Raw genomic sequence first — 21090 nt, forward strand, 5'->3', positions numbered from 1 at the left:
AGCGTTAGGGAAACGCCCGGTTACATTCCGAACCCGGAAGCTAAGCCTTTCAGCGCCGATGGTACTGCAGGGGGGACCCTGTGGGAGAGTAGGACACCGCCGAACAATATTTCAGGACCCCTGGTCCCAGCGTTCATGCTGGGACCAGGGGTCCTTTTTGTTTTTCCTTGGATTCTCTGGAAGCGCGGTGCGGTGCCGGCTGCGCGAGAATGACTGCAGTACCCGAAGACAGGAGTCACGTCGATGTCCACCAACTCTCCCGACGATCGTCCGGAGCGCGAGCCGCGCCGACGGGACGGTGGCGACCGGGGCGGCTTCCGTGGGCCGCGTCGTGACGACAGCCGTGGCGACAACCGAGGTGGCGGCGGTTTCCGCCGCGATGACCGTGGCGGGGACAACCGTGGCGGTGGCGGCGGTTTCCGTCGTGACGACCGTGGTGGCGACCGCCCCGCGTTCCGTCGCGATGACCGCCGTGATGACAACCGTGGCGGTGGCAGCGGTTTCCGCCGTGACGACCGTGGCGGGGACAACCGTGGCGGCGGTTTCCGCCGTGACGACCGTGGTGGCGAGCGGCCGCCCTTCCGTCGTGACGACCGGCGCGATGACCGTGGCGGGGACAACCGTGGTGGCGGTTTCCGTCGTGACGACCGTGGTGGCGACCGCCCCGCGTTCCGTCGCGACGACCGGCGGGATGACAACCGCGGCGGTGGCGGCGGCTTCCGCCGCGACGACCGTGGCGGCGACAACCGTGGCGGCGGCTTCCGTCGCGATGACCGCCGGGATGACCGTCGTGACGATCGCGGTGGCGACAACCGTGGTGGTGGTTTCCGTCGTGACGACCGTGGCGGCGACAACCGCAGTGGCGGTTTCCGTCGGGACGACCGTCCGTCGTTCCGTCGTGACGACCGTGGTGGCGAGCGACCGGCCTTCCGGCGCGATGACAGGCGCGACGACCGCCGTGACGATCGCCGTGATGACAGCCGTGGTGGTGGCTTCCGTCGCGACGACCGTGGTGGCGAGCGGCCGCCCTTCCGTCGCGATGACCGCCGTGATGACCGCCGTGACGATCGCCGTGATGACAGCCGTGGTGGTGGCTACCGTCGTGACGATCGCCGCGACGACAACCGTGGCGGTGGCGGCGGTTTCCGTCGCGATGACCGTCCGTCGTTCCGTCGTGACGACCGTGGTGGCGAGCGGCCGGCCTTCCGTCGGGACGACCGGCGCGACGACCGCCGGGATGACAACCGTGGTGGCGGTTACCGCCGCGACGACCGCGGGGGCGACCGTCCCGCGTTCCGTCGTGACGACCGCCGGGACGACAGCCGGGGTGGCTACCGCGGCCGTGACGACCGGGGTGGCTACGGCCGTCGGGACGACCGTGACCGGGACCGTCCGGACCGGGCGCCCATCAAGCGCCTGCCGATCCCGGACGACGTCACCGGTGACGAGATCGACCAGGACGTGCGCCAGGAGCTGATGAGCCTGCCCAAGGGGCTGGCCGAGGACGTCGCCCGTAACCTCGTCATGGTCGCCCAGCTCATCGACGAGGACCCGGAGAAGGCGTACGAGTACTCCAGGATCGCGCTGCGGCTCGCCTCCCGCGTGGCCGCCGTGCGTGAGGCGGCCGGCTTCGCCGCGTACGCCACGCAGAAGTACTCGGAGGCGCTGGCGGAGTTCCGGGCCGCGCGGCGCATGACCGGCAGCGTGGAGCTGTGGCCCGTCATGGCGGACTGCGAGCGCGGGCTCGGCCGTCCCGAGCGGGCGCTGGCCATGGCCGGTGAGCCCGAGGTGCAGAAGCTGGACAAGGCCGGGCAGGTCGAGATGCGGCTCGTGGCCGCCGGTGCCCGCCGGGACATGGGGCAGCTCGACGCCGCCATCGTGACCCTGCAGAGCCCCGAGCTGGCGTCCAGCGCCAACCACCCGTGGACCGCGCGGCTGCGGTACGCGTACGCCGACGCGCTGCTCGCCGCCGGCCGTGAGCGCGAGGCGCGCGAGTGGTTCGCGAAGGCGCTGGAGGCCGACAAGGACGGCTCGACGGACGCCTCCGACCGGCTCGCCGAGCTGGACGGGGTCGAGTTCGTCGACGCGTTCGACGACTCCGACGACGAGGAGCACGGCGAGGGCCGTGAGGACGACGACCGCGACCGCGATGACCGCGACGACAGCTGACGCCTTGAGGCGCTGACGTCCGTACGAGACGAAGGGCGGAACCCCACGGGGTTCCGCCCTTCGGCGTTTTCGGCGGCGGCTGCCTTCGCTAGCGGTCGCCTTCGGCGGGGGCACCGTCTGCCGGTCGGCCGGTCAGTCGAGCGCCAGGCTCCGCAGCACCAGGCCCGTCGCCGGCTTCGGGCCGAAGGAGGTCGACTTGCGGGGCATCGTGACGCCCTGCCGGGCCAGGTCCCGTACGACCTCCTCCTTCACCGGGTGCATCAGGACCGCCGTACCGCCGCGGCGTTCGGCCTGCTCGACGGCGGCCTCGGTGTCGTGGATGTAGCTGATGTCCTCGGGGGCGTCCGGGATGTGCCAGACGTGGTCGAGGAGGGTGGAGTGCAGGACCGTGGCGTCGAGGGTGCGCCAGGCCTCCGGGCGGTCACCGCGGACGGTGCGGGCCAGCAGGGCCGGGTCGGGGCGGTCGACGAGATGGAAGGAACCGTCGCCGGCGAGGAGGAAGGCGTTGCCCTCGGCGCACGCGGCGGCGAGGACCTCCTGGGCGGCGGAGAGCGGGCCGTCGACGCGGGTGACGCGGAAGCCGTCGCCGAGGGCGGCCAGGGCGGCGAGCGCGTCGGCGACGGGGAGGCGGTTGAGGAGGCGGTGGATGGCGCGGACCCGCAGCGGGTATCGGGCGGTGTCGATCAGCAGGACCAGGCCGTAGTTCCAGGGTCCGGGCGCCGCGTGCTCCTCGCGCAGCCGCAGGTAGGTGGCCCAGCGGTGGTGGCCGTCGGCGATGAGGGCCTGGTGGCGGCTCAGTTCACCGGCGACGGCCGCGAGGTCGGCCGGATCGGTCACCGACCACAGGCGGTGGTGGAAGCCGTCCTCGGTGGTGGTGGACAGCAGCGGTTCGCCGGCGACGACACGGTCGATGACGGCGGCCGCTCCGTCGCCGTCGCCGCGGTAGGTGAGGAGCAGCGGCTCCAGATTGGCGGCGGTGGTGCGCATGAGGGCGGCGCGGTCCTCGACGACGTGCGGCATGACGTCCTCGTGGGGGAGCACGATGCCCTCGGCGGGGGTGGAGAGTTCCAGGGCGCCGATGAGGCCGCGCTGGAGGATGCCGTCGCCGCGCTGCTCGTAGACGTAGAGGGCCGGCTCGGGGTCCGGGGCGAGGATGCCGTCGGCGAGCCAGCGGTCGAGGGTGACGGCGGCCTTGCGGTGACGGGTGCCGGCGGAGACGGCCTGCGGGAGGATCAGCCGCACGATGTTGTGCGGGTCGGCGGACTCGAGGTGGTGCAGTCCGTCGGGCCGTACGACGACGTCGTACGGCGGTGAGGTCACGGCGGCCAGGCTGCCGACCCGTTCGGGTACGTACCGAAGGCCCCGGAAGGGGGCCAGGCGGAGACCGGAGGCGCGGACGTCGTCGGCCGCGTGACCTGAGGTGTTCATCTCGTCATCGTATGTGGGGCTGACCATGGGAGATGATCGGGGGAGCGGGAGAATGTCACACCGATGACGTGAGGAGTGCGTGGCATGACGGAAATCGGCCAGGGACGGGGCAGGAAGCGGCCCGGTGGGAGTGCGCGCGCGCTGAGCGAGGCGTACGACACGGCCCTCCTCGACCTGGACGGAGTCGTCTACTACGCGGGCGGGGACGCCATTCCGTACGCTGTGGAGGCGCTGGAGGCGGCCCGGTCGGGCGGGATGCATCTGGCCTACGTCACCAACAACGCGCTGCGGACGCCGGACGCCGTGGCGCAGCACCTGACGCGGATCGGGGTGCCGGCGGCGGCGGACGATGTGATCACCTCGGCGCAGGCCGTGGCGCGGCTGATCGCCGACGAGGTGCCACCCGGTTCGCGGGTCCTCGTGATCGGTGGTGAGGGGCTGCGGGTGGCGCTGCGCGAGCGGGGGCTCGTGCCGGTGGAGTCGGCGGACGACGATCCTGTGGCGGTGGTGCAGGGGTACGGGGGGCCGGAGCTGCCCTGGGGGCGGCTGGCGGAGGCGAGTTACGCGGTCGGGCGCGGGCTGCCGTGGTACGCGTCGAACACGGACCTGACGATTCCGAGCGCGCGGGGCATCGGGCCGGGGAACGGCGCGGCGGTGGAGGTCGTGCGGATCGCGACGGGGGCCGAGCCGAAGGTGGCGGGCAAGCCGTTGCCGCCGATGCACCGGGAGACCGTGCTGCGGACCGGTGCCGAACGGCCCCTGGTGGTGGGCGACCGGCTGGACACGGACATCGAGGGGGCGTTCAACGGGGATGTCGACTCGCTGCTGGTGCTGACCGGGGTGACGGACGCGGCGCGGCTGCTCGCGGCGGTGCCGGAGCACCGGCCGACGTATGTGGCGGCGGACCTGCGGGGTCTGCTCGCGGCCCAGCCGGAGGTCGTCGACGCCGGGGACGGCGCGTTCCGGTGCGGCGGGTGGACGGCGTCGGTGAGCGGTGGGGCGCTGCTGCTCGACGGCACGCGCGGCGGGGAGGGGGACGCGCTCGATCCCGTCGACGGGGTACGGGCGTTGTGCGCGGCCGCGTGGACGGACGCGGGGGAGGGGGCGTGCGGTCTCGACGCGGGGAAGGCGCTGGAGCGGCTGGGGCTGTGACAGGCCCCGGTCGGCGCTGGGGTGGTGCGACATCCGGTCGGCGCTGTGGTGGTGCGAGATCCCGGTCGACGCTGTGGTTGGGGCGAGATCCCGGTCGGCGCTGGGTCGGTGGCAGGTCTGAGCGGCTGGGTCGGTGACAGGGCCCAGCGGCTGGGTCGGTGAAGGCGCTGGTCCTGCGACGGGGGCCGGTTTCCCCGTTCGTACACGGGATCGATCACCGATGGCAGGGTAGGCTAACCTAACCTCGTGTTGGTCGAGAGTCCCTCCCGTGCAAGCGCGGAGCCGGTCGGCCCTGCCCAGAAGCCGACGCGCCGGAACTCCCTGCGCGCCGTCGGACTGGTCGCGGCCCTCGGAGTCCTGCTGCTGATCTGTGTCCTGAGCATCATGATCGGTGCCAAGCCGGTGCCGCTCGGCGATGTCTGGCACGGCCTGTTCCAGAACAGCGGCATCCGCAACGACGTCATCGTCCACGACGTCCGCGTCCCGCGCACCCTCCTCGGACTGCTGGTCGGCCTGGCCCTCGGCCTCGCCGGCGCCGTCATGCAGGGACTCACCCGCAATCCGCTCGCCGAACCCGGGCTCCTCGGCGTCAACGCCGGCGCCGCCGCGGCCGTCGTGTCCGCCATCGCCTTCCTCGGCGTCACCGACACCTCCGCCTACGTGTGGTTCGCCTTCGTCGGCGCGGCCGTCGTCTCCGTCGTCGTGTACGTCCTCGGCGGCAGCCGCAGCGCCACCCCGGTGCGGCTCGCGCTCGCCGGGACCGCGGCCACCGTCGCCCTGTACGGGTACGTCAACGCCGTACAGCTCCTCGACTCGGCAGCCCTTGACCGGCTGCGCTTCTGGACCGTCGGCTCGCTCGCCGACGCGAACATGGACACCGTCCGCCGCGTCGCCCCCTTCATCCTCGTCGGAGCCGTGCTCGCGCTGCTCATCGCCCGGCCGCTGAACGCCATGGAGATGGGCGAGGACACCGCCCGCGCCCTCGGCGCCCACCTCAACCGGACCCGGATCATCGCGATGGCGTCCGTGACCCTGATGTGCGGTGCGGCGACCGCCGCCTGCGGGCCGATCGTCTTCATCGGCCTGATGGTCCCGTACATCGTGCGGTCGATCACCGGCCCCGACATGCGCTGGATCCTGCCGTACGCGGCCGTGCTCTCGCCCGTCCTCCTGCTGGGTTCCGACGTCATCGGCCGGGTCGTCGCCCGGCCCGCCGAACTCCAGGTCGGCATCGTGACCGCGCTCGTCGGCGGGCCGGTCTTCATCCGTCTCGTCCGCCGCAAGAGGATGGCCAAGCTGTGAGCACCAAGACCCTGCGGACCGGCGGCGGCCTCTCCGTACGCTACGAGCCGCGCGCCGTCGTCGCCGTCCTCGGGCTGCTGGCCGTCGCGCTCGCCGCGGCCGTCGTCCTCATCGGCAGCGGCGACTTCCCCATCGCGCCCGGCGACGTCGTCGCCACCCTGCTCGGCGACGGCACCCCCGTACAGGAGTTCGCCGTCATGGACCTGCGGCTGCCGCGCGTCCTCGTGGCCGTGTTCGTCGGCGCGGCGCTCGGCATCGGCGGCGCCGTGTTCCAGTCGGTGTCCCGCAACCCGCTGGGCAGCCCCGACGTCATCGGCTTCGGCCAGGGCTCCACCGTCGGCGCGCTCACGGTCATCGTCCTCTTCCAGGGCGGTTCGACGGCCGCGGCCGGCGGCGCCGTCGTCGTCGGCCTCGTCACCGGCGCGGCGATCTACCTGCTCGCCTGGAAGCGCGGCGTGCACGGCTACCGGCTCGTGCTCGTCGGCATCGGCGCCGCCGCCATGCTCACGGCCGGCATCCACTATCTCCTCACCAAGGCGCAGCTCGTCGACGCGACCCGGGCGACGGTCTGGATGACCGGCTCGCTGGAAGGGCGGGACTGGGCCCAGTTCTGGCCGCTGTTCGCCGTCTGCTGCGTGCTGCTGCCGCTGGTCCTCGGCCACGGGCGGGCGCTGCGGATGCTGGAGATGGGCGACGACGCCGCGTACGCGCTCGGCGTCAAGGTCGAGCGGACCCGGATCGTCCTCATGGGCTCCGCCGTGCTGCTCGTGGCCGTCGCCACCGCCGCCGCGGGCCCCATCGTCTTCGTCTCCCTCAGCGCGCCCCAGCTGGCCCGCCGGCTCACCCGCTCGCCGGGCCCGAACCTCGCCGCCTCCGCGCTCATGGGCACCGCCCTGCTGCTCGTGGCGGACTGGACCGCCACCAACGCCTTCGGCGAGCGCCAGCTGCCGGTGGGCGTCGTCACCGCCGTCCTCGGCGGCTGCTACCTGCTGTGGCTGCTCGTCAGCGAGCGCAAGGCGGGCCGGATATGACGACCGCGCACACGAACGACAAGATCAGGAGCAAGGGTATGAACGGGCAGCAGCCCCAGCGGCTGAGCGCCGAGTCGGTCACGCTCGCCTACGACGAGCGGATCATCGCCCGCGACCTGAGCGTCGCGATCCCCGACAACTCCTTCACCGTCATCGTCGGCCCCAACGCCTGCGGCAAGTCGACGCTGCTGCGGGCGCTGTCCCGGATGCTCAAGCCGACGCAGGGCCGGGTGCTGCTCGACGGGCAGGCGATCCACTCGATGCCCGCGAAGAAGGTCGCCCGGACGCTCGGGCTGCTGCCGCAGTCCTCCATCGCGCCCGACGGGATCACCGTCGCCGACCTGGTCGCCCGCGGCCGCTACCCCCACCAGGGGTTGCTGCGGCAGTGGTCGCCCGAGGACGAGCGGATCGTGCAGGAGTCCATGGCCGCGACCGGGGTCGCCGAACTGGCGGAGCGGTACGTCGACGAGCTGTCCGGCGGCCAGCGCCAGCGGGTCTGGATCGCGATGGCCCTCGCGCAGCAGACCCCGCTGCTGCTGCTCGACGAGCCGACGACCTTCCTCGACATCCAGCACCAGATCGACGTCCTCGACCTGTGCGCCGAGCTCCACGAGACGCAGGGCCGCACCCTCGTCGCGGTCCTCCACGACCTCAACCACGCGGCGCGGTACGCCACCCACCTCATCGCCTGCCGCGACGGCGAGGTCGTCGCCGAGGGCCCGCCGAGCGAGGTCGTCACGGCCGAGCTGGTCGAGCGCGTCTTCGGCCTTCGCTGCCAGGTCATCGACGACCCGGAAACCGGCACGCCCCTGGTCGTCCCCGCGGGCCGGAAGTCCCGCAGGCCGGCGCCGGTGGCGTAGGGGGCGGCACTCAAGGAGGCGAGGGGGCGGGACCTGGCGGTGTCGGTCGGCGGGCGGGCGTCCGGGCCTGACGTGCGGCCCGGGCCGTAGCGGCCACCCACTGTCCCCGGCCCGCAGCGCCACGGCCTCACGACCCGCAGCGCCACGGCCCCGCGGCCCACCCGTCACTGCGTCTCGTCGTGCGCCCCCGCGTGCGCCGGCGCTCCTGCCGCGCCCCTGGCTGTACGGGGGCGGGCCGGCGGCCTACAACAGCGACCGCAGCCGCAGCAGGTCGCGGAAGCCGGCCTCCAGGCCCACGCGGCCCGACGCCCAGGCCTTGGCGAAGTTGAGTCGGCCGTCGACCAGGGCCAGGAGGTCGTCGCCGGTCATGCGCAGGCGGATCTGCGCCTTGCCCGGGGGCGGGCCCGGGTGGTTGTCGAGGTCGTCGATGCGGCCGTCGGCCAGGCGGCCGGTGAAGGTCGTGTCGAGGTCGGTGAGGTGACAACTGAGCGTGCGGTCGAGCGCGGCGGCGCCCCGCACCTCGCCGTCCGCGTGGGCCAGGTTGTCGGAAAGCCGTCTCAGCGCCTCGCGGCACTCCGTGATCGTCGCCATCGGGTCGACCGTACCCCAGGGCCGCGCGGTAGCGTCGGGGCATGAGCGACGCGTATCGGAACGCCTCCGCGGGCCCCCGGGCCGGTCACGGCCCGGCGCCGGGCCCCGGCCAGGAAGTCCCGCACCCCCCGCCGGGTCCCGACCCGCTGGCGGCCCCGAGCGCCGTGCCCCCGCGCCCCTCCACCGGCCCGGGAGAGACCGAGGCCGCCGACGAGACCCGGCACCAGGACCCGGCCGCCGGACCCGTTCACGCCGACGAGGGCCCGCACCAGGGCCCGGCCGCCGGACCCGTTCACGCCGACCAGGCCCCGTCCACGGACCCGCCCGCGGGACCCCCTCACGGCGACGAAACCCCGTCCACGGACCCGCCCGCGGGACCTCCTCACGGCGACGAAACCCCGCCCCCCGACCCGGCCGCCGGGCCCGCTCCGCTCGGTGTCGTCCGGACCCCGACCGGGCGGCCCGCCGTCGACGCGCTCCTGGACCGGCTCGGCGACGCCGACCACCTCACGGCCGACGGACACCTCGACGTGTACGAGGATGTACACCAGGGGCTGCGCGCCGAGCTGACCGCGCTCGACGAGCGGCCCGGACCCCGTCCGTACGACAACAGGAGCTGAACCGAACGTGGCAGGACCGGCACGCCGCCGTCTCGACGCCGAGCTGGTACGGCGCAAGCTCGCGCGCTCGCGCGAGCACGCCAGCCAGCTGATCGCCGCGGGCCGGGTGACGGTCGGCAAGACCGTCGCCACCAAGCCCGCCACCCAGGTCGAGACCGCCGCGGCCATCGTCGTCGCCCAGGACGACAGCGACCCCGACTACGTCTCGCGCGGCGGCCACAAGCTGGCCGGCGCCCTCGCCGCGTTCGTGCCCCGGGGCCTGCGCGTCGAAGGCCGGCGCGCACTCGACGCGGGCGCGTCCACCGGCGGCTTCACCGACGTCCTGCTGCGCGCCGGCGCCGCCCACGTCGTCGCCGTCGACGTCGGCTACGGGCAGCTCGCCTGGTCGCTGCAGAGCGACGAGCGCGTCACCGTCAAGGACCGTACGAACGTACGCGAGATGACCCTCGAGTCCATCGACGGCATCCCGGTCGACCTCGTCGTCGGCGACCTGTCCTTCATCCCGCTCGGGCTCGTGCTGCCCGCCCTGGTGGCCTGCACCGCGCCGGACGCCGACCTGGTCCTCATGGTCAAGCCGCAGTTCGAGGTCGGCAAGGAACGGCTCGGCGCCGGCGGAGTGGTGCGGAGCGCCGAACTCCGCGCCGACGCGGTGAAGAACGTCGCCCGGCGGGCGGGCGAGCTCGGGCTCGGGGTACTCGGCGTCACGGCCAGCCCGCTGCCCGGACCGTCCGGCAACGTCGAGTACTTTCTGTGGCTGCGGGCGGGCGCGCCCGCCCTCGATCCCGCGGAAGTCGACCGCGCCGTGGCGGAAGGACCTCGTTGAGCACTGGGCCGAGCACGACCACCGACAGCAGCACGACCACCGAAGGCAGCACGACCACCGAAGGCGGGCGCACCGTCTTCCTGCTCGCGCACACCGGCCGGCCGGCCGCCGTGCGCAGCGCCGAACTCGTCGTCCTCGGGCTGCTGCGCAGCGGCATCGGGGTGCGCGTCCTGGAGGCGGAGGCGGCCGATCTGCCGCTGCCGCCGTCCGTCGAGAAGGTGCCGGAGGCGTGCTCCGACGCCCTCGACGGCTGTGAACTCCTCGTCGTCCTCGGCGGCGACGGCACCCTGCTGCGCGGCTCCGAGTTCTCCCGCGCCTCCGGCGTGCCGATGCTCGGCGTCAACCTGGGCCGGGTCGGCTTCCTCGCCGAGGCCGAACGCGACGACCTCGACAAGGTCGTCGACCGGGTCGTCACCCGCGCGTACGAGGTCGAGGAGCGGATGACCCTCGACGTGACCGTGTACCAGAACGGGGACGTGCTGCACCGGGACTGGGCGCTCAACGAGGCCGCCGTCCAGAAGGTGTCGCCCGAGCGGATGCTGGAGGTCGTCCTCGCCATCGACGGGCGGCCGGTGACCGGCTTCGGCTGCGACGGCGTGATCTGCGCGACACCGACCGGATCGACCGCGTACGCCTTCTCGGCCGGCGGGCCGGTGATCTGGCCCGAGGTCGAGGCGTTGCTCATGGTCCCGATCGGGGCGCACGCGCTGTTCGCCAAGCCGCTGGTGACGACGAAGGATTCCGTCCTCGCCGTCGAGGTCGAGCCGCACACCCCGCACGGGGTGCTGTGGTGCGACGGGCGCCGCACGGTGGAGCTGCCGGCCGGCGCCCGGGTGGAGGTGCGGCGCGGCGCCGTGCCGGTCCGTCTCGCCCGGCTGCACCACGCGTCCTTCACCGACCGGCTGGTGGCGAAGTTCGCGCTGCCGGTGTCGGGCTGGCGCGGGGCGCCCCACTAGCCGGGCCCCCAACTGACCGGGCTCCACGAGTCGAGCCCGCTGGCCGCGCCCTACGAGCCGGGCACCGCTGGCCGGGCCCCACTCGCCGGGCCCTACGAGCCGGGCCCCACTGACCGGGCTCCACGAGCGGGTGACAGAGGACCGCGCCGACCTGGGGATTCGCCCCCGGTCGGCAGGGTCCGTCGCACGGGGGCGTCCGGACCTCGTATGGTCTTCTCCGTGCTTGAGGAGATGCGGATACGGTCGCTCGGTGTCATCGACGACGCGGTGGTCGAGCTGTCGCCCGGCTTCACCGCGGTGACGGGTGAGACGGGCGCGGGCAAGACCATGGTCGTGACCAGCCTCGGGCTGCTGCTCGGCGGGCGCGCCGACCCCGCCCTGGTACGGATCGGAGCGGGCTCGGCCGTCGTCGAGGGCCGGATCGCGCTGCCCCCGGGCGCGCCGGTGGCCGCGCGCGCCGAGGAGGCGGGCGCGGAGCTCGACGACGGCGCCCTGCTCGTCAGCCGTACCGTCTCCGCCGAAGGGCGCTCCCGCGCCCACCTCGGCGGCCGCTCGGTGCCCGTCGGGCTGCTCGCCGAACTCGCCGACGAACTCGTCGCCGTGCACGGCCAGACCGACCAGCAGGGCCTGCTCAAGCCGGCCCGGCAGCGCGGGGCGCTCGACCGGTACGCGGGCGAGGCGGTCGCCGTGCCGCTGGCCGCGTACGGGGAGGCGTACCAGCGGCTGCGGGCCGTCACCGCCGAGCTGGAGGAGATCACCACCCGGGCCAGGGAACGGGCCCAGGAGGCCGATCTGCTGCGCTTCGGGCTCGGCGAGATCGAGGCCGTGGAGCCGAGGCCGGGCGAGGACGTCGAGCTCGCCGCCGAGGCGGAGCGGCTCGGACACGCCGAGTCCCTCGCCTCCGCCGCCGCGCTCGCCCACGCCGCGCTGGCCGGACAGCCCGAGGACCCCGAGGCCGTCGACGCGACGACCCTCGTCGCCGGCGCGGGCCGGGCCCTGGAGGCCGTACGGGCGCACGACCCGGCGCTCGCCGCGCTCGCCGACCGCATCGGGGAGATCTCCATCCTCCTCGCCGACGTGGCCGGGGAGCTCGCCGGATACGCCGACGACCTCGACGCCGACCCGCTGCGGCTCGCCGCCGTCGAGGAGCGGCGCGCCGCGCTGACCCAGCTCACCCGCAAGTACGGCGAGGACATCACCGCCGTCCTCGCCTGGGCCGAGCAGAGCGCCACCCGGCTCACCGAGCTCGACGGCGACGACGAGCGCATCGGGGAGCTGACCGCCGAGCGCGACCGGCTGCGCGACGAGCTGTCGGTCCTGGCCCAGCGGCTCACCGACGCCCGTACGGAGGCCGCCGACCGGTTCGCCGACGCCGTCACCGCCGAGCTGGCCTCGCTGGCGATGCCGCACGCCCGCGTGTCGTTCGCGATCCGGCAGACCGAGGACCCCGACGGCGTGGAGGTCGGCGGCCGGCGGGTGGCGTACGGGCCGTCCGGCGCCGACGAGGTCGAACTGCTCCTCGCCCCGCACCCGGGCGCCCCGCCGCGGCCCATCGCCAAGGGGGCGTCCGGCGGTGAGCTGTCCCGGGTGATGCTCGCGGTCGAGGTCGTCTTCGCCGGTACGGACCCGGTGCCGACGTATCTCTTCGACGAGGTCGACGCGGGCGTCGGCGGCAAGGCGGCGGTCGAGATCGGCCGCCGGCTCGCCAAGCTCGCCAAGACCGCGCAGGTCGTCGTGGTGACCCACCTGCCGCAGGTGGCGGCCTTCGCCGACCGCCAGCTGCTCGTGGAGAAGACCAACGACGGCTCGGTCACCCGATCCGGTGTGACCGTCCTGGAGGGCGAGGACCGGGTCCGCGAGCTCTCCCGGATGCTCGCGGGCCAGGAGGACTCGGAGACCGCGCGGGCGCACGCGGAGGAGCTGCTGGCGACGGCACGGGCCGACGGCTGACGACGCCGGCGGCCTCCGGGCCGCCCAGCGCCCTCACGGCCGGTCGAGCTCGTCCTGGTCCCGCTCCTGCTCCTGGCCCCGGTCATTGGCCTGGCCCTTGTGCCGGTCCGGGGGCATCGCAGGTGGGCCACCACGCCCTGGCCCGGCCCCGGTGCCCTCGCCGCCGGCATCGGGCGGCTCGGGTCGGCCGCGCGCGCGGCGGTGCTCGTCGCGGCGGCGGCCTTCGGGGCGTACGACGACCGTCGTGGCGGCGTACGGGGACAGGGCGGCGGAGGCCCGTCGCTCTGAAGGCGTGCACGGCGAGCCCGTGCGCTCACTCGTGTGGGTGATTCCCGTCGGTAAGTTAGGACGTACGACACAACAACGACGCGACTTCGGTGCCGGAACGTCCGTACGGGCTGGCATCCTTGGCGCGTGACACAGCTCCGTACGGTCCAAGTGCTGGGCGGCGGCAGCGCGGGAAGCAGCGCGCACGTCAGATCGCTTGCCGCGGGGCTCGTGGCAAGGGGCGTGCGGGTGACCGTGTGCGCCCCGCCCGAACTCGACCACGTCTACGACTTCGGAGGCGCCGGCGCGCAGGTCGTGGCCGTGCCGCGCCGGGGCGGGCCCGCGACCGTCGCCGCGCTCCGCAACGCCTGCATCGGAGCGGACGTCGTGCACGCGCACGGTCTCGACGCCTCGGTGCGGGCCTCGCTTGCGCTGTCGGGCGGTCCCGCGCCGCGCACCCCGCTCGTCACCACCTGGCACACCCGCAGCCAGGTGGCGGGGGCGCGCGCCGGGCTCGTACGGCTCCTGGAGCGCAGGACCGTGCGGGCGGCGGCCGTCGTCCTGGCCACCTCCTCCGAACTGGTCGACCGGGCCCGCCGGCGCGGCGCCCGCGACGCGCGGCTCGCACCCGTGACCGTACCGGCCTCGCGGGCGCCGGTCTGCCTCCACGACGGCAAGGCGCGGGCGGAACTCGGCGCCGTGGACCGGCCCTTGCTGATGGCGGTCGGTGCGCTGGAACCCGGGCGCGGATACCGGACGCTGCTGGACGCGGCCCGGGTGTGGCGGGACCTCGACCCGCCGCCGCTCCTGGTGATCGCGGGGGAGGGCCCCGAACGGGCCGCGCTCCAGCGGCGCATCGAGACGGAGCGGCTCGCGGTGCGGCTCATCGGGCGCCGGGACGACGTGGCGGAGCTGCTCGCCGCGGCGGACATCGCCGTCCTCTCCTCACGCTGGGAGGCCCGCTCCCTGCTCGCCCAGGAGGCCCTGCGGCTCGGCGTGCCGCTCGTCGCGACGGCGGTGGGCGGCGTCCCGGAACTCGTCGGCGACGCGGCGGAACTCGTCCCGTACGGCGACCCCGACGCGCTCGCCGGCGCCGTCCGGACCCTCCTCGCCGACGCCGACCGCCGCATGGACCTGGCGGCGGCGGGCCGCGTGCAGGCGGGCACCTGGCCGACGGAGGACGAGACCATCGCCCACGTGCTGAGCGTGTACGACGAACTGGCGGACCGCCGCTGACCCGGTGCGGGGCCGGGCGGGGCCGTGAAGTCCCCCCACCCCGCCCCTTCCCGAAACTCTGACGAGACCGGGGCCGCGCCCCACGGGCGCGTACCGGCGGCGGAGCCGCCGACGGGGGTGGTCGGCCCTGGGGTCCACGAGACCGGGGCCGCGCCCCATGCGGCTCCCGCCGGCCGCCGTCCCCCAGCCGGGCCCCGCACGCGCCCGCCGCCTACCCCGTATGCCGTCGCGCCCGCAGCGCCAAGGACAGTGCCAGCACCGTCTGCGGGTCGTCCAGGTCCGTGCCGAGGAGTTCGGAGATGCGGGCCAGGCGGTTGTAGAGGGTCTGGCGGTTGAGGTGGAGTTCGCGGGCGGTTTCCGCCTTGCGGCCCGCGTGGGCCAGGTAGGTCTCCAGGGTCGGCAGGAGGGGCGGGCGGGAGGTGCGGTCGTGGTCGCGGAGGGGGCCGATCGCGCGGTCGACGAAGGCGGCCAGGTCGGGGTGGTCGCGCAGGCGCCAGAGGAGCAGGTCCGTGTCGAGGCGGCGGGCGTCGTACCAGGGGAGTTCGCTCAGGCCCTGCGCCGCCGTCGCCGTCTCCGCCGCGTGCCGCAGGCCCGCCGAGGCCGCCGCCCAGCCGCCCGCGACGCCCACCACGACGACCGGCGGGTGGGCGCCCGCGCGTTCCAGGCCGGCCCGCTCCACGCCGGCCCGCAGCGCCGCCGCGACCCGGTCCGCGACCGCCGTGCGCTCGGACTCCGAACGCAGGCCGAGGAGCAGCGGCACCCGGCCCTCCACCGGGCGGACGCCCAGCAGGACGGGGACCCCGACGGAGGCCAGCTCCTCCAGGACGGCACGGGCGAGCAGCGCCCAGTTGCCCGACGGGGACAGCTCGGAGGCGAGGCGCATGACGACGGGCAGCAGCGGGCCGTCGCCCGGCTTGAAACCGAGGACGCGGGCCTGCGCCGGCGCGTCCTCCGCCGTGATCCGGCCCTCCGCCAGATCCGTCAGGAAGTCGCCGCGGCCGCGCGCGGCCAGCTCCTCCTCCTGCCGGGCCTGCATCAGGACCACCGCCAGCAGCCCCGCCGCCCGTTCCGCCGCCATCCGGTGCACCGGGGACAGGGGCGAGGAGACCGCGAGGAGGGCCAGGCGGGCCCGTACGGACGAGGTGCCGGGGCCGCCGCCGGGGACGTCGACCAGGACCGCGCCCGTCGGCGGGCCCGACTCGCGCGCCGCCCGCTGCCCGCGCAGCCCGTCCCACACCTGGAGCGGGTCGGCGGGCGCGGGCTCGGCACCCGCCGCGTACAGGAGCTGACCGTCGGCGGTCTCCAGGAAGACCGGGTTCTGCGAGAAGTCCGCGAGGATCCGCAGCACCTGCGGCACCCCGCCGCCGCCCAGCAGCGCCTCGGTGCACTGCCGGTGCACCTCCTCCGCCTGCCGCAGCAGCGCGTAGTGCCCGTTGACGATCTCGGTGTGGATCTCCTCCGTGACGGCGACGAACGGCACCTCACGGTGGAGCTGCACCAGCGGCAGACCGGCCGACCGGGCGGTCTCCACGATGGTGGCCGGAAGCCGCGCGAACCGCGGGCCGAGCTCCACCACGAGCGCCGCGATGCCCCGGTCCGCGAGCCGCCGGACGAACGCGCGCTGCTCCGCCGGCCGGGTCCCGAGCCCGAGGCCCGTGGTCAGCAGCAGCTCGCCGCCCTTGAGCAGCGACGCGATGTTCGGCACCTCGCCCGCGTGCACCCAGCGCACGGTGCGGTGCAGCCGGTCCGCGCCGGCGACGACCTCCGGGAGCCCGCCGCGCAGTCCCGGAAGTTCGAGTGCCCGCTGCACGGTGATCCCGCCCTGACTGTCCATGGAGCCGGACGCTACCCGCCGCCCGCGCCCCCGGAACATCACCGGGGCGTCACCGGGCCGGACAGTTCGTACACCAGGGCGACAACTCGTCGCCCCGTGGCGCGAATTGTGCGACCGCATGTCGATTGTGGCCTACGTCACTCCGGAGGATGCTCTGGCGCCATGGCAGAGAACCCCACCCCATCGGGCCGGCAGGCCCCCCAGGTCCAGCGCCTCAAGGCGAACTCGGTCGGTCTGGTCGGCGTCGTCTTCATGGCCGTCGCCACGGCCGCGCCGATCACCGCCATGACCGGCAACCTCCCCATCGCCGTCGGCTTCGGCAACGGCACCGGGGCACCCGCCGGTTACCTCTTCGCGACCGTCGTCCTGACGGTCTTCTCGGTCGGTTACGTCGCCATGGCCAAGCGGATCACCGCCGCCGGCGCCTTCTACGGCTACATCTCGCACGGTCTCGGCCGGATCGCCGGCATGGCCTCCGGAATGCTCGCCGTCCTCGCGTACATCGTCTTCGAGGCCTCGATCGTCGGCGTCTTCGCCTACTTCACCAAGACGACCGTCGCCGATCAGCTCGGTGTGGATCTGCCGTGGGTCCTGTACGCGGCCGCCATGCTCGCGGTCACCGCCGTCCTGTCCTACTTCGACATCAACCTCACCGCGAAGGCGCTCGGCGTGATGCTGATCGCCGAGATAGCGGTGCTGTTCGCGGTCGCCACCGCCGTCCTGATCTCCGGCGGCGGCCCCGACGGCATCCCGACCGAGCCGATCAACCCCGCGAACGCCTTCACCGGCACCTCCGCCGGCCTCGGCCTCTTCTTCGCCTTCTGGTCGTGGGTCGGATTCGAGTCGACCGCGATGTACGGGGAGGAGTCCCGCGACCCCAAGCGGGTCATCCCGCGCGCCACCCTCGTCTCCGTCATCGGCGTCGGACTCTTCTACATCTACGTGTCGTGGATGACGATCGCCGGCAACGGCCTGGCCGGATCGGTGAAGCTGTCCTCCTCGGCCAGCCCCCTCGACCTGTTCTTCGCACCCACGCAGTCCTACATCGGCGCCTGGGCCGTGGACGCCTTCCAGTGGCTGCTGCTGACCGGCTCCTTCGCCTGCGGCATGGCCTTCCACCAGTGCGCCGCCCGCTACCTCTACGCCATCGGCCGGGAGGGATTCCTCCACCCGGCGCTCGGCCGCACCCACCCGAAGCACGGCTCGCCGTACATCGCCTCCTTCGCGCAGAGCGCCATCGCGGTGGCCCTGGTCGGTGCCTTCTGGCTCACCGGCCAGGACCCGTACATCCACCTCTACACCCTGCTCGCGATCCTCGGCACGATGGCGATCCTCATCGTGCAGACCCTCTGCTCCTTCGCCGTCATCGGCTACTTCCGCAAGAACCACCCCGAGGACCGGCACTGGTTCAGGACCCTGACCGCGCCGCTCCTCGGCGGCCTCGGCATGACCGCCGTGGTCGTGCTGCTGATCATGAACATGGAGACCGCGGCCGGGCTCGCCGCCGACTCCCTCTTCTTCAAGGCCATTCCGTGGATCGTCGGCGTCGTCTTCTTCGGCGGCCTCGGCCTCGGCCTCTACCTCAGGGCTCGCCGCCCCGAGCGCTACGAGATCATCGGCCGGATCGTCCTGGAGGACGCCACCGAGCGCACCGACGCCGACGGCACCGACGGCGACAGCGCCGACAGCGCCGACGGCACCGACGACCACAGCGAGCCCGCCCCCGCCGCCGTACCCCAGAACTGATCCCCCTTCCTCCCCCAGGAGCGCCCCATGGCACGCACCAACCCGATGCACCTCCTGAAGCGACTGGCCGCCGAGCACGCCGACGCCCGACGGCTGAACCTCCCCGTCGCGGAGCTGCGCGACATGCGCGCCGACGCCCTCGGCCGCCGGACCCTCCTCAAGTACGCCGCCGCGGCCGGGGTCGCGGTCTCCGCCGGCACGGCCGTCGCCGCGCCCGCGGCCGCCCGCGCCGTCACCCCCGCCCGGGTCGCCGTCGTCGGAGCCGGCATCTCCGGCCTCACCGCGGCCCTCACCCTCCAGGACGCCGGCCTCAGCCCCGCCCTGTACGAGGCCAACCCCTCCCGGGTCGGCGGCCGGATGTGGACCCAGCGCTCCCACTGGGCCTACGGCCAGACCTCCGAGATCGGCGGCGAGCTGATCGACACCAGCCACAAGAAGATCCTGGAGCTGTGCCGCCGCTTCGACCTGCCCGTCGAGGACTTCCTCGGCGGCGGACCCAACGGTGCCGAGGAAGTGCTCTGGTTCAACGGCGCCTACTACCCCCGCCACCAGGCCGACGAGGACTTCAACGCCGTCTACCAGCAGCTCCACCGCGACCTGATCGAGGCGGGCGAGGTGAAGTGGAACCAGACCACCCCCACCGGCACCGCCCTCGACAACATGTCGATATACGAGTGGATCGAGAGCCGCGTCCCCGGCGGCCACTCCTCACCGCTCGGCCGCTTCATCGACGTGGCCTACAACGTGGAGTACGGGGCCGACACCACCGAGCAGTCCTCCCTCGCCCTGGTCCTGCTGATGGGCTATCAGACCAATCCGGGCAACTTCAACGTCTGGGGCCTGTCCAACGAGCGCTACCACGTCGTCGGCGGCAACGACCGGCTCCCGAACGCCATCGCCGGGGCCCTCAGGCCCGGCACCCTGCGCATGGGCTGGTCGCTGGAGGCCGTACGGGCCAACGCCGACGGCACCCAGACGCTCACCTTCACCGAGGCCGGCACCACCCGGACCGTCACCGCCGACCACACCGTCCTGTGCGTCCCGCTGCCGATCCTGAAGCGGCTCGACGTCAGCCGGGCCGGCTTCGACCCGCTCATGACCAACCTGCTGCGCGACGCGCGGATGGGCCACTGCACCAAGCTCAACATGCAGTTCGCCACCCGCCCCTGGCGCGGCACCGGCCCCTGGCCCGGCGTCTCCGCCGGCGACTGCTTCACCGACACCGAGGTCCAGCAGACCTGGGACACCACCAAGATCCAGGGCGGCACCGGCGGCATCCTCATCCAGTACAACGGCGGCAGCCTCGCCCGGGCCCTCAACCCGGCCGGACCCTTCTCCACCGAGTCCGACCCGTACGTACGCGACCTGGTCACCCGCTACCTGAAGGGCATCGACGCCTTCTTCCCCGGCACCTCCAAGGCGTACACGGGCCGCGCCCAGCTCTCCGCCTGGCACGAGAACCCGTACACGCTGGGCGCCTACTCCTGCTGGCCGGTCGGCTACCTCCACCGCTACGCCGGCTACGAGGGCACCGCCCAGGGCAACGTCCACATCGGCGGCGAGCACTGCAGCTACGACTTCCAGGGCTTCATGGAAGGCGGCGCCACCGAGGGCGAGCGGGCCGCGAAGGAGGTGATCGCCGCCCTCCGCTGATCCGCCCTCCGCTGATCCGCCCTCCGCTGATCCGCCCTCCGCTGACCCGCGCGGTCAGGCGGCCGGCTCGATGTTGTGGTTGAAGCGGAAGACGTTGTCGGGGTCGTACGCGGCCTTGACGGCGGCCAGCCGCCGGTAGTTCTCCTCACCGAACGAGGAGACGATCCGCTGCCGGCCCTCGGCGCCCACGAAGTTCAGATACGTGGCGTCGAGGGCCCACGGCCGCGCGTCCGCCCGCACGTCCCTGACCCAGCTCTGCGCGCGCTCGTCGTCCGCCGGGTCCTCCCAGGTCGCAAACGGGTGCATCACCCAGGGCGCGGTGCGCCACGGCTGCGGGTACGTGCCCGGCCCCGCCGCCACCGCCCCGCCCATCATGAACAGCACCTGCTGGATGGCCGTCCCCTCCGGGATCAGCGCGCCACGCTCGCAGAAGGCGTCCACGGCCTCGTCCGGAAGCTCCGTCAGATACTCGGCCGACCAGTAGTTCCGCAGCCCCGGCGGGTCGTCCATCATCGACTGGAGGTCCGCGTAGGCGATGTCCGTGACGACCTCGATCACCGGCTTCCGCGCCAGCAGCGGCGCGGCCAGCTCGCGGAGCTCCGTGACCGGACCGGCGTACGTGAACAGCGTCCCGCACAGCAGCCTGCCGACCAGCTCCTTAGGAACGAACGGCTCCGGCGGCGCCGGCATGTAGATCGCGCCGCCGCCCACCTCGTCCGGCGCGTCCGCCGCGATCTCCCGGAAGGCGCGCACGACCTCCGGTGCGCCGTCCGGCGGGAAGAACAGCATCGCCATGCTCATGCGCGGCAGCGCGTGCAGCCGCAGAGTGAGGGAGGTCGCCACCCCGAAGTTGCCGCCGCCGCCGTGCAGCGCCCAGAACAGGTCCGGGTTCTCGTCCGCGTCCGCGCGGACGTGCTTGCCCTCGGCGGTGATCAGGTCGGCGGCGAGCAGATTGTCGCTGGCGAGCCCGAACTTCCGCTCCAGCCAGCCGGAGCCGCCGCCCAGGACGAAGCCGCCCACGCCGGTGGTGGAGACCCGTCCGCCCGTGGTCGCCACGTGGAACGGCTGACAGGCGTGGTCCAGGTGCCCCATCGTCGCCCCGCCCTCGACCCGTACGGTCATGTTCTCCGGATCGGCGACGACGGCGTGCATCCGGCGCAGGTCGACGACGAGGGCGCCGTCGATCACACAGGTCCCGGCCACGCTGTGGCCGCCGCCGCGCACGGCGATCGGCAGCCCCGCCCCACGGCCGAACAGGATCGCGTTGGACACGTCGGCCGGGGTCGCGCACTGGGCGATCACGGCGGGACGGCGGTCGATCATGCCGTTGTGGATCGCCCGCGCGTCCTCGTACCCGGGATCTCCCGGCACGAACACCTCGCCCGCCAGGTCCTCGCGCAGACCGGCCAGGGCGTCGTCCGGAACGGTGGTGGTCGGGGGAGCCATGGCGGTGCCCCCCTTTCGTACGCCAG

Annotated in this window: 17 protein-coding genes and 1 rRNA gene; 14 read left to right on the top strand and 4 right to left on the bottom strand. The window is 73.8% G+C overall.

Annotation, left to right across the window (positions count from 1 at the left end):
• The 3 genes from rrf to ABTZ91_RS29765 all read left to right on the top strand — a co-directional run.
• Positions 1–105, top strand: a 5S ribosomal RNA gene (gene rrf, locus ABTZ91_RS29755); the annotation flags it as partial.
• A 226-nt stretch (positions 106–331) separates the two neighbouring features.
• On the top strand, positions 332–1477 hold the full coding sequence (locus tag ABTZ91_RS29760) for a hypothetical protein (RefSeq protein ID WP_352080404.1): 1146 nt from the start codon (positions 332–334) through the stop codon (positions 1475–1477).
• Positions 1417–2169: a tetratricopeptide repeat protein gene (locus ABTZ91_RS29765; protein ID WP_352080398.1), complete on the top strand. Its 753-nt coding sequence runs from the start codon at positions 1417–1419 to the stop codon at positions 2167–2169. The genes ABTZ91_RS29760 and ABTZ91_RS29765 overlap by 61 nt, the downstream gene beginning before the upstream one ends.
• Positions 2170–2301: 132 nt before the next feature.
• Here the strand turns inward: ABTZ91_RS29765 and ABTZ91_RS29770 are convergent, their stop codons facing one another.
• Positions 2302–3597, bottom strand: a complete 1296-nt coding sequence (locus ABTZ91_RS29770) for a DUF1015 domain-containing protein (protein ID WP_352080318.1) — start codon at positions 3595–3597, stop codon at positions 2302–2304.
• 84 nt (positions 3598–3681) lie between these two features.
• Here ABTZ91_RS29770 and ABTZ91_RS29775 point away from each other — a divergent pair, with 84 nt between their 5' ends.
• From ABTZ91_RS29775 to ABTZ91_RS29790, 4 genes are all read left to right on the top strand, one after another.
• Positions 3682–4749 carry an HAD hydrolase-like protein gene (locus ABTZ91_RS29775; RefSeq protein ID WP_352080319.1) on the top strand — a complete coding sequence of 356 codons (1068 nt, stop codon included), beginning with the start codon at positions 3682–3684 and terminating at the stop codon, positions 4747–4749.
• 246 nt (positions 4750–4995) lie between these two features.
• Positions 4996–6051 (top strand): FecCD family ABC transporter permease, encoded by a 1056-nt coding sequence (locus ABTZ91_RS29780; RefSeq protein WP_407078057.1) that lies wholly within the window; start codon positions 4996–4998, stop codon positions 6049–6051.
• Positions 6048–7082 carry an iron chelate uptake ABC transporter family permease subunit gene (locus tag ABTZ91_RS29785; RefSeq protein WP_352080320.1) on the top strand — a complete coding sequence of 345 codons (1035 nt, stop codon included), beginning with the start codon at positions 6048–6050 and terminating at the stop codon, positions 7080–7082. Before ABTZ91_RS29780 ends, ABTZ91_RS29785 begins: the two co-directional genes overlap by 4 nt.
• Before the next feature lie 38 nt (positions 7083–7120).
• Entirely contained in the window at positions 7121–7942 is an 822-nt protein-coding gene (locus ABTZ91_RS29790; RefSeq protein WP_352080400.1) for an ABC transporter ATP-binding protein, read from the top strand.
• A 243-nt stretch (positions 7943–8185) separates the two neighbouring features.
• On the opposite strand, the gene ABTZ91_RS29795 is transcribed toward ABTZ91_RS29790, so the two are convergent.
• Complete coding sequence (locus ABTZ91_RS29795) at positions 8186–8533, bottom strand: SCP2 sterol-binding domain-containing protein (RefSeq protein ID WP_352080321.1); 348 nt, start codon at positions 8531–8533, stop codon at positions 8186–8188.
• 41 nt (positions 8534–8574) lie between these two features.
• Here ABTZ91_RS29795 and ABTZ91_RS34195 point away from each other — a divergent pair, with 41 nt between their 5' ends.
• The 5 genes from ABTZ91_RS34195 (at position 8575) to ABTZ91_RS29820 (ending at position 14385) form a co-directional block, all read left to right on the top strand.
• Entirely contained in the window at positions 8575–9153 is a 579-nt protein-coding gene (locus tag ABTZ91_RS34195; protein ID WP_407078058.1) for a hypothetical protein, read from the top strand.
• 7 nt (positions 9154–9160) lie between these two features.
• Positions 9161–9976, top strand: coding sequence for a TlyA family RNA methyltransferase (locus tag ABTZ91_RS29805; RefSeq protein ID WP_352080322.1), 816 nt, complete (start codon positions 9161–9163; stop codon positions 9974–9976).
• Positions 9973–10932, top strand: coding sequence for an NAD kinase (locus ABTZ91_RS29810; protein WP_352080323.1), 960 nt, complete (start codon positions 9973–9975; stop codon positions 10930–10932). The genes ABTZ91_RS29805 and ABTZ91_RS29810 overlap by 4 nt, the downstream gene beginning before the upstream one ends.
• Positions 10933–11139: 207 nt before the next feature.
• The gene (gene recN, locus ABTZ91_RS29815) at positions 11140–12882 is read left to right on the top strand and encodes a DNA repair protein RecN (protein WP_352080324.1); all 1743 of its coding nucleotides are present in this window, start codon (positions 11140–11142) and stop codon (positions 12880–12882) included.
• 414 nt (positions 12883–13296) lie between these two features.
• Positions 13297–14385 carry a glycosyltransferase family 4 protein gene (locus tag ABTZ91_RS29820; protein ID WP_352080325.1) on the top strand — a complete coding sequence of 363 codons (1089 nt, stop codon included), beginning with the start codon at positions 13297–13299 and terminating at the stop codon, positions 14383–14385.
• 211 nt (positions 14386–14596) lie between these two features.
• On the opposite strand, the gene ABTZ91_RS29825 is transcribed toward ABTZ91_RS29820, so the two are convergent.
• The gene (locus ABTZ91_RS29825; protein ID WP_352080326.1) at positions 14597–16219 is read right to left on the bottom strand and encodes a PucR family transcriptional regulator; all 1623 of its coding nucleotides are present in this window, start codon (positions 16217–16219) and stop codon (positions 14597–14599) included.
• 162 nt (positions 16220–16381) lie between these two features.
• Here ABTZ91_RS29825 and ABTZ91_RS29830 point away from each other — a divergent pair, with 162 nt between their 5' ends.
• Complete coding sequence (locus ABTZ91_RS29830; RefSeq protein WP_352080327.1) at positions 16382–17965, top strand: APC family permease; 1584 nt, start codon at positions 16382–16384, stop codon at positions 17963–17965.
• A gap of 27 nt (positions 17966–17992) precedes the next feature.
• Positions 17993–19618, top strand: coding sequence for an NAD(P)/FAD-dependent oxidoreductase (locus tag ABTZ91_RS29835; protein WP_352080328.1), 1626 nt, complete (start codon positions 17993–17995; stop codon positions 19616–19618).
• Between the two features lie 54 nt (positions 19619–19672).
• Here ABTZ91_RS29835 and ABTZ91_RS29840 read toward each other — a convergent pair whose 3' ends face one another.
• The gene (locus ABTZ91_RS29840) at positions 19673–21064 is read right to left on the bottom strand and encodes an FAD-binding oxidoreductase (RefSeq protein WP_352080329.1); all 1392 of its coding nucleotides are present in this window, start codon (positions 21062–21064) and stop codon (positions 19673–19675) included.
• Between the last annotated feature and the right edge of the window lie 26 nt (positions 21065–21090).

The sequence above is a fragment of the Streptomyces sp. NPDC126499 genome, assembly GCF_040302485.1.
GTDB lineage: Bacteria > Actinomycetota > Actinomycetes > Streptomycetales > Streptomycetaceae > Streptomyces.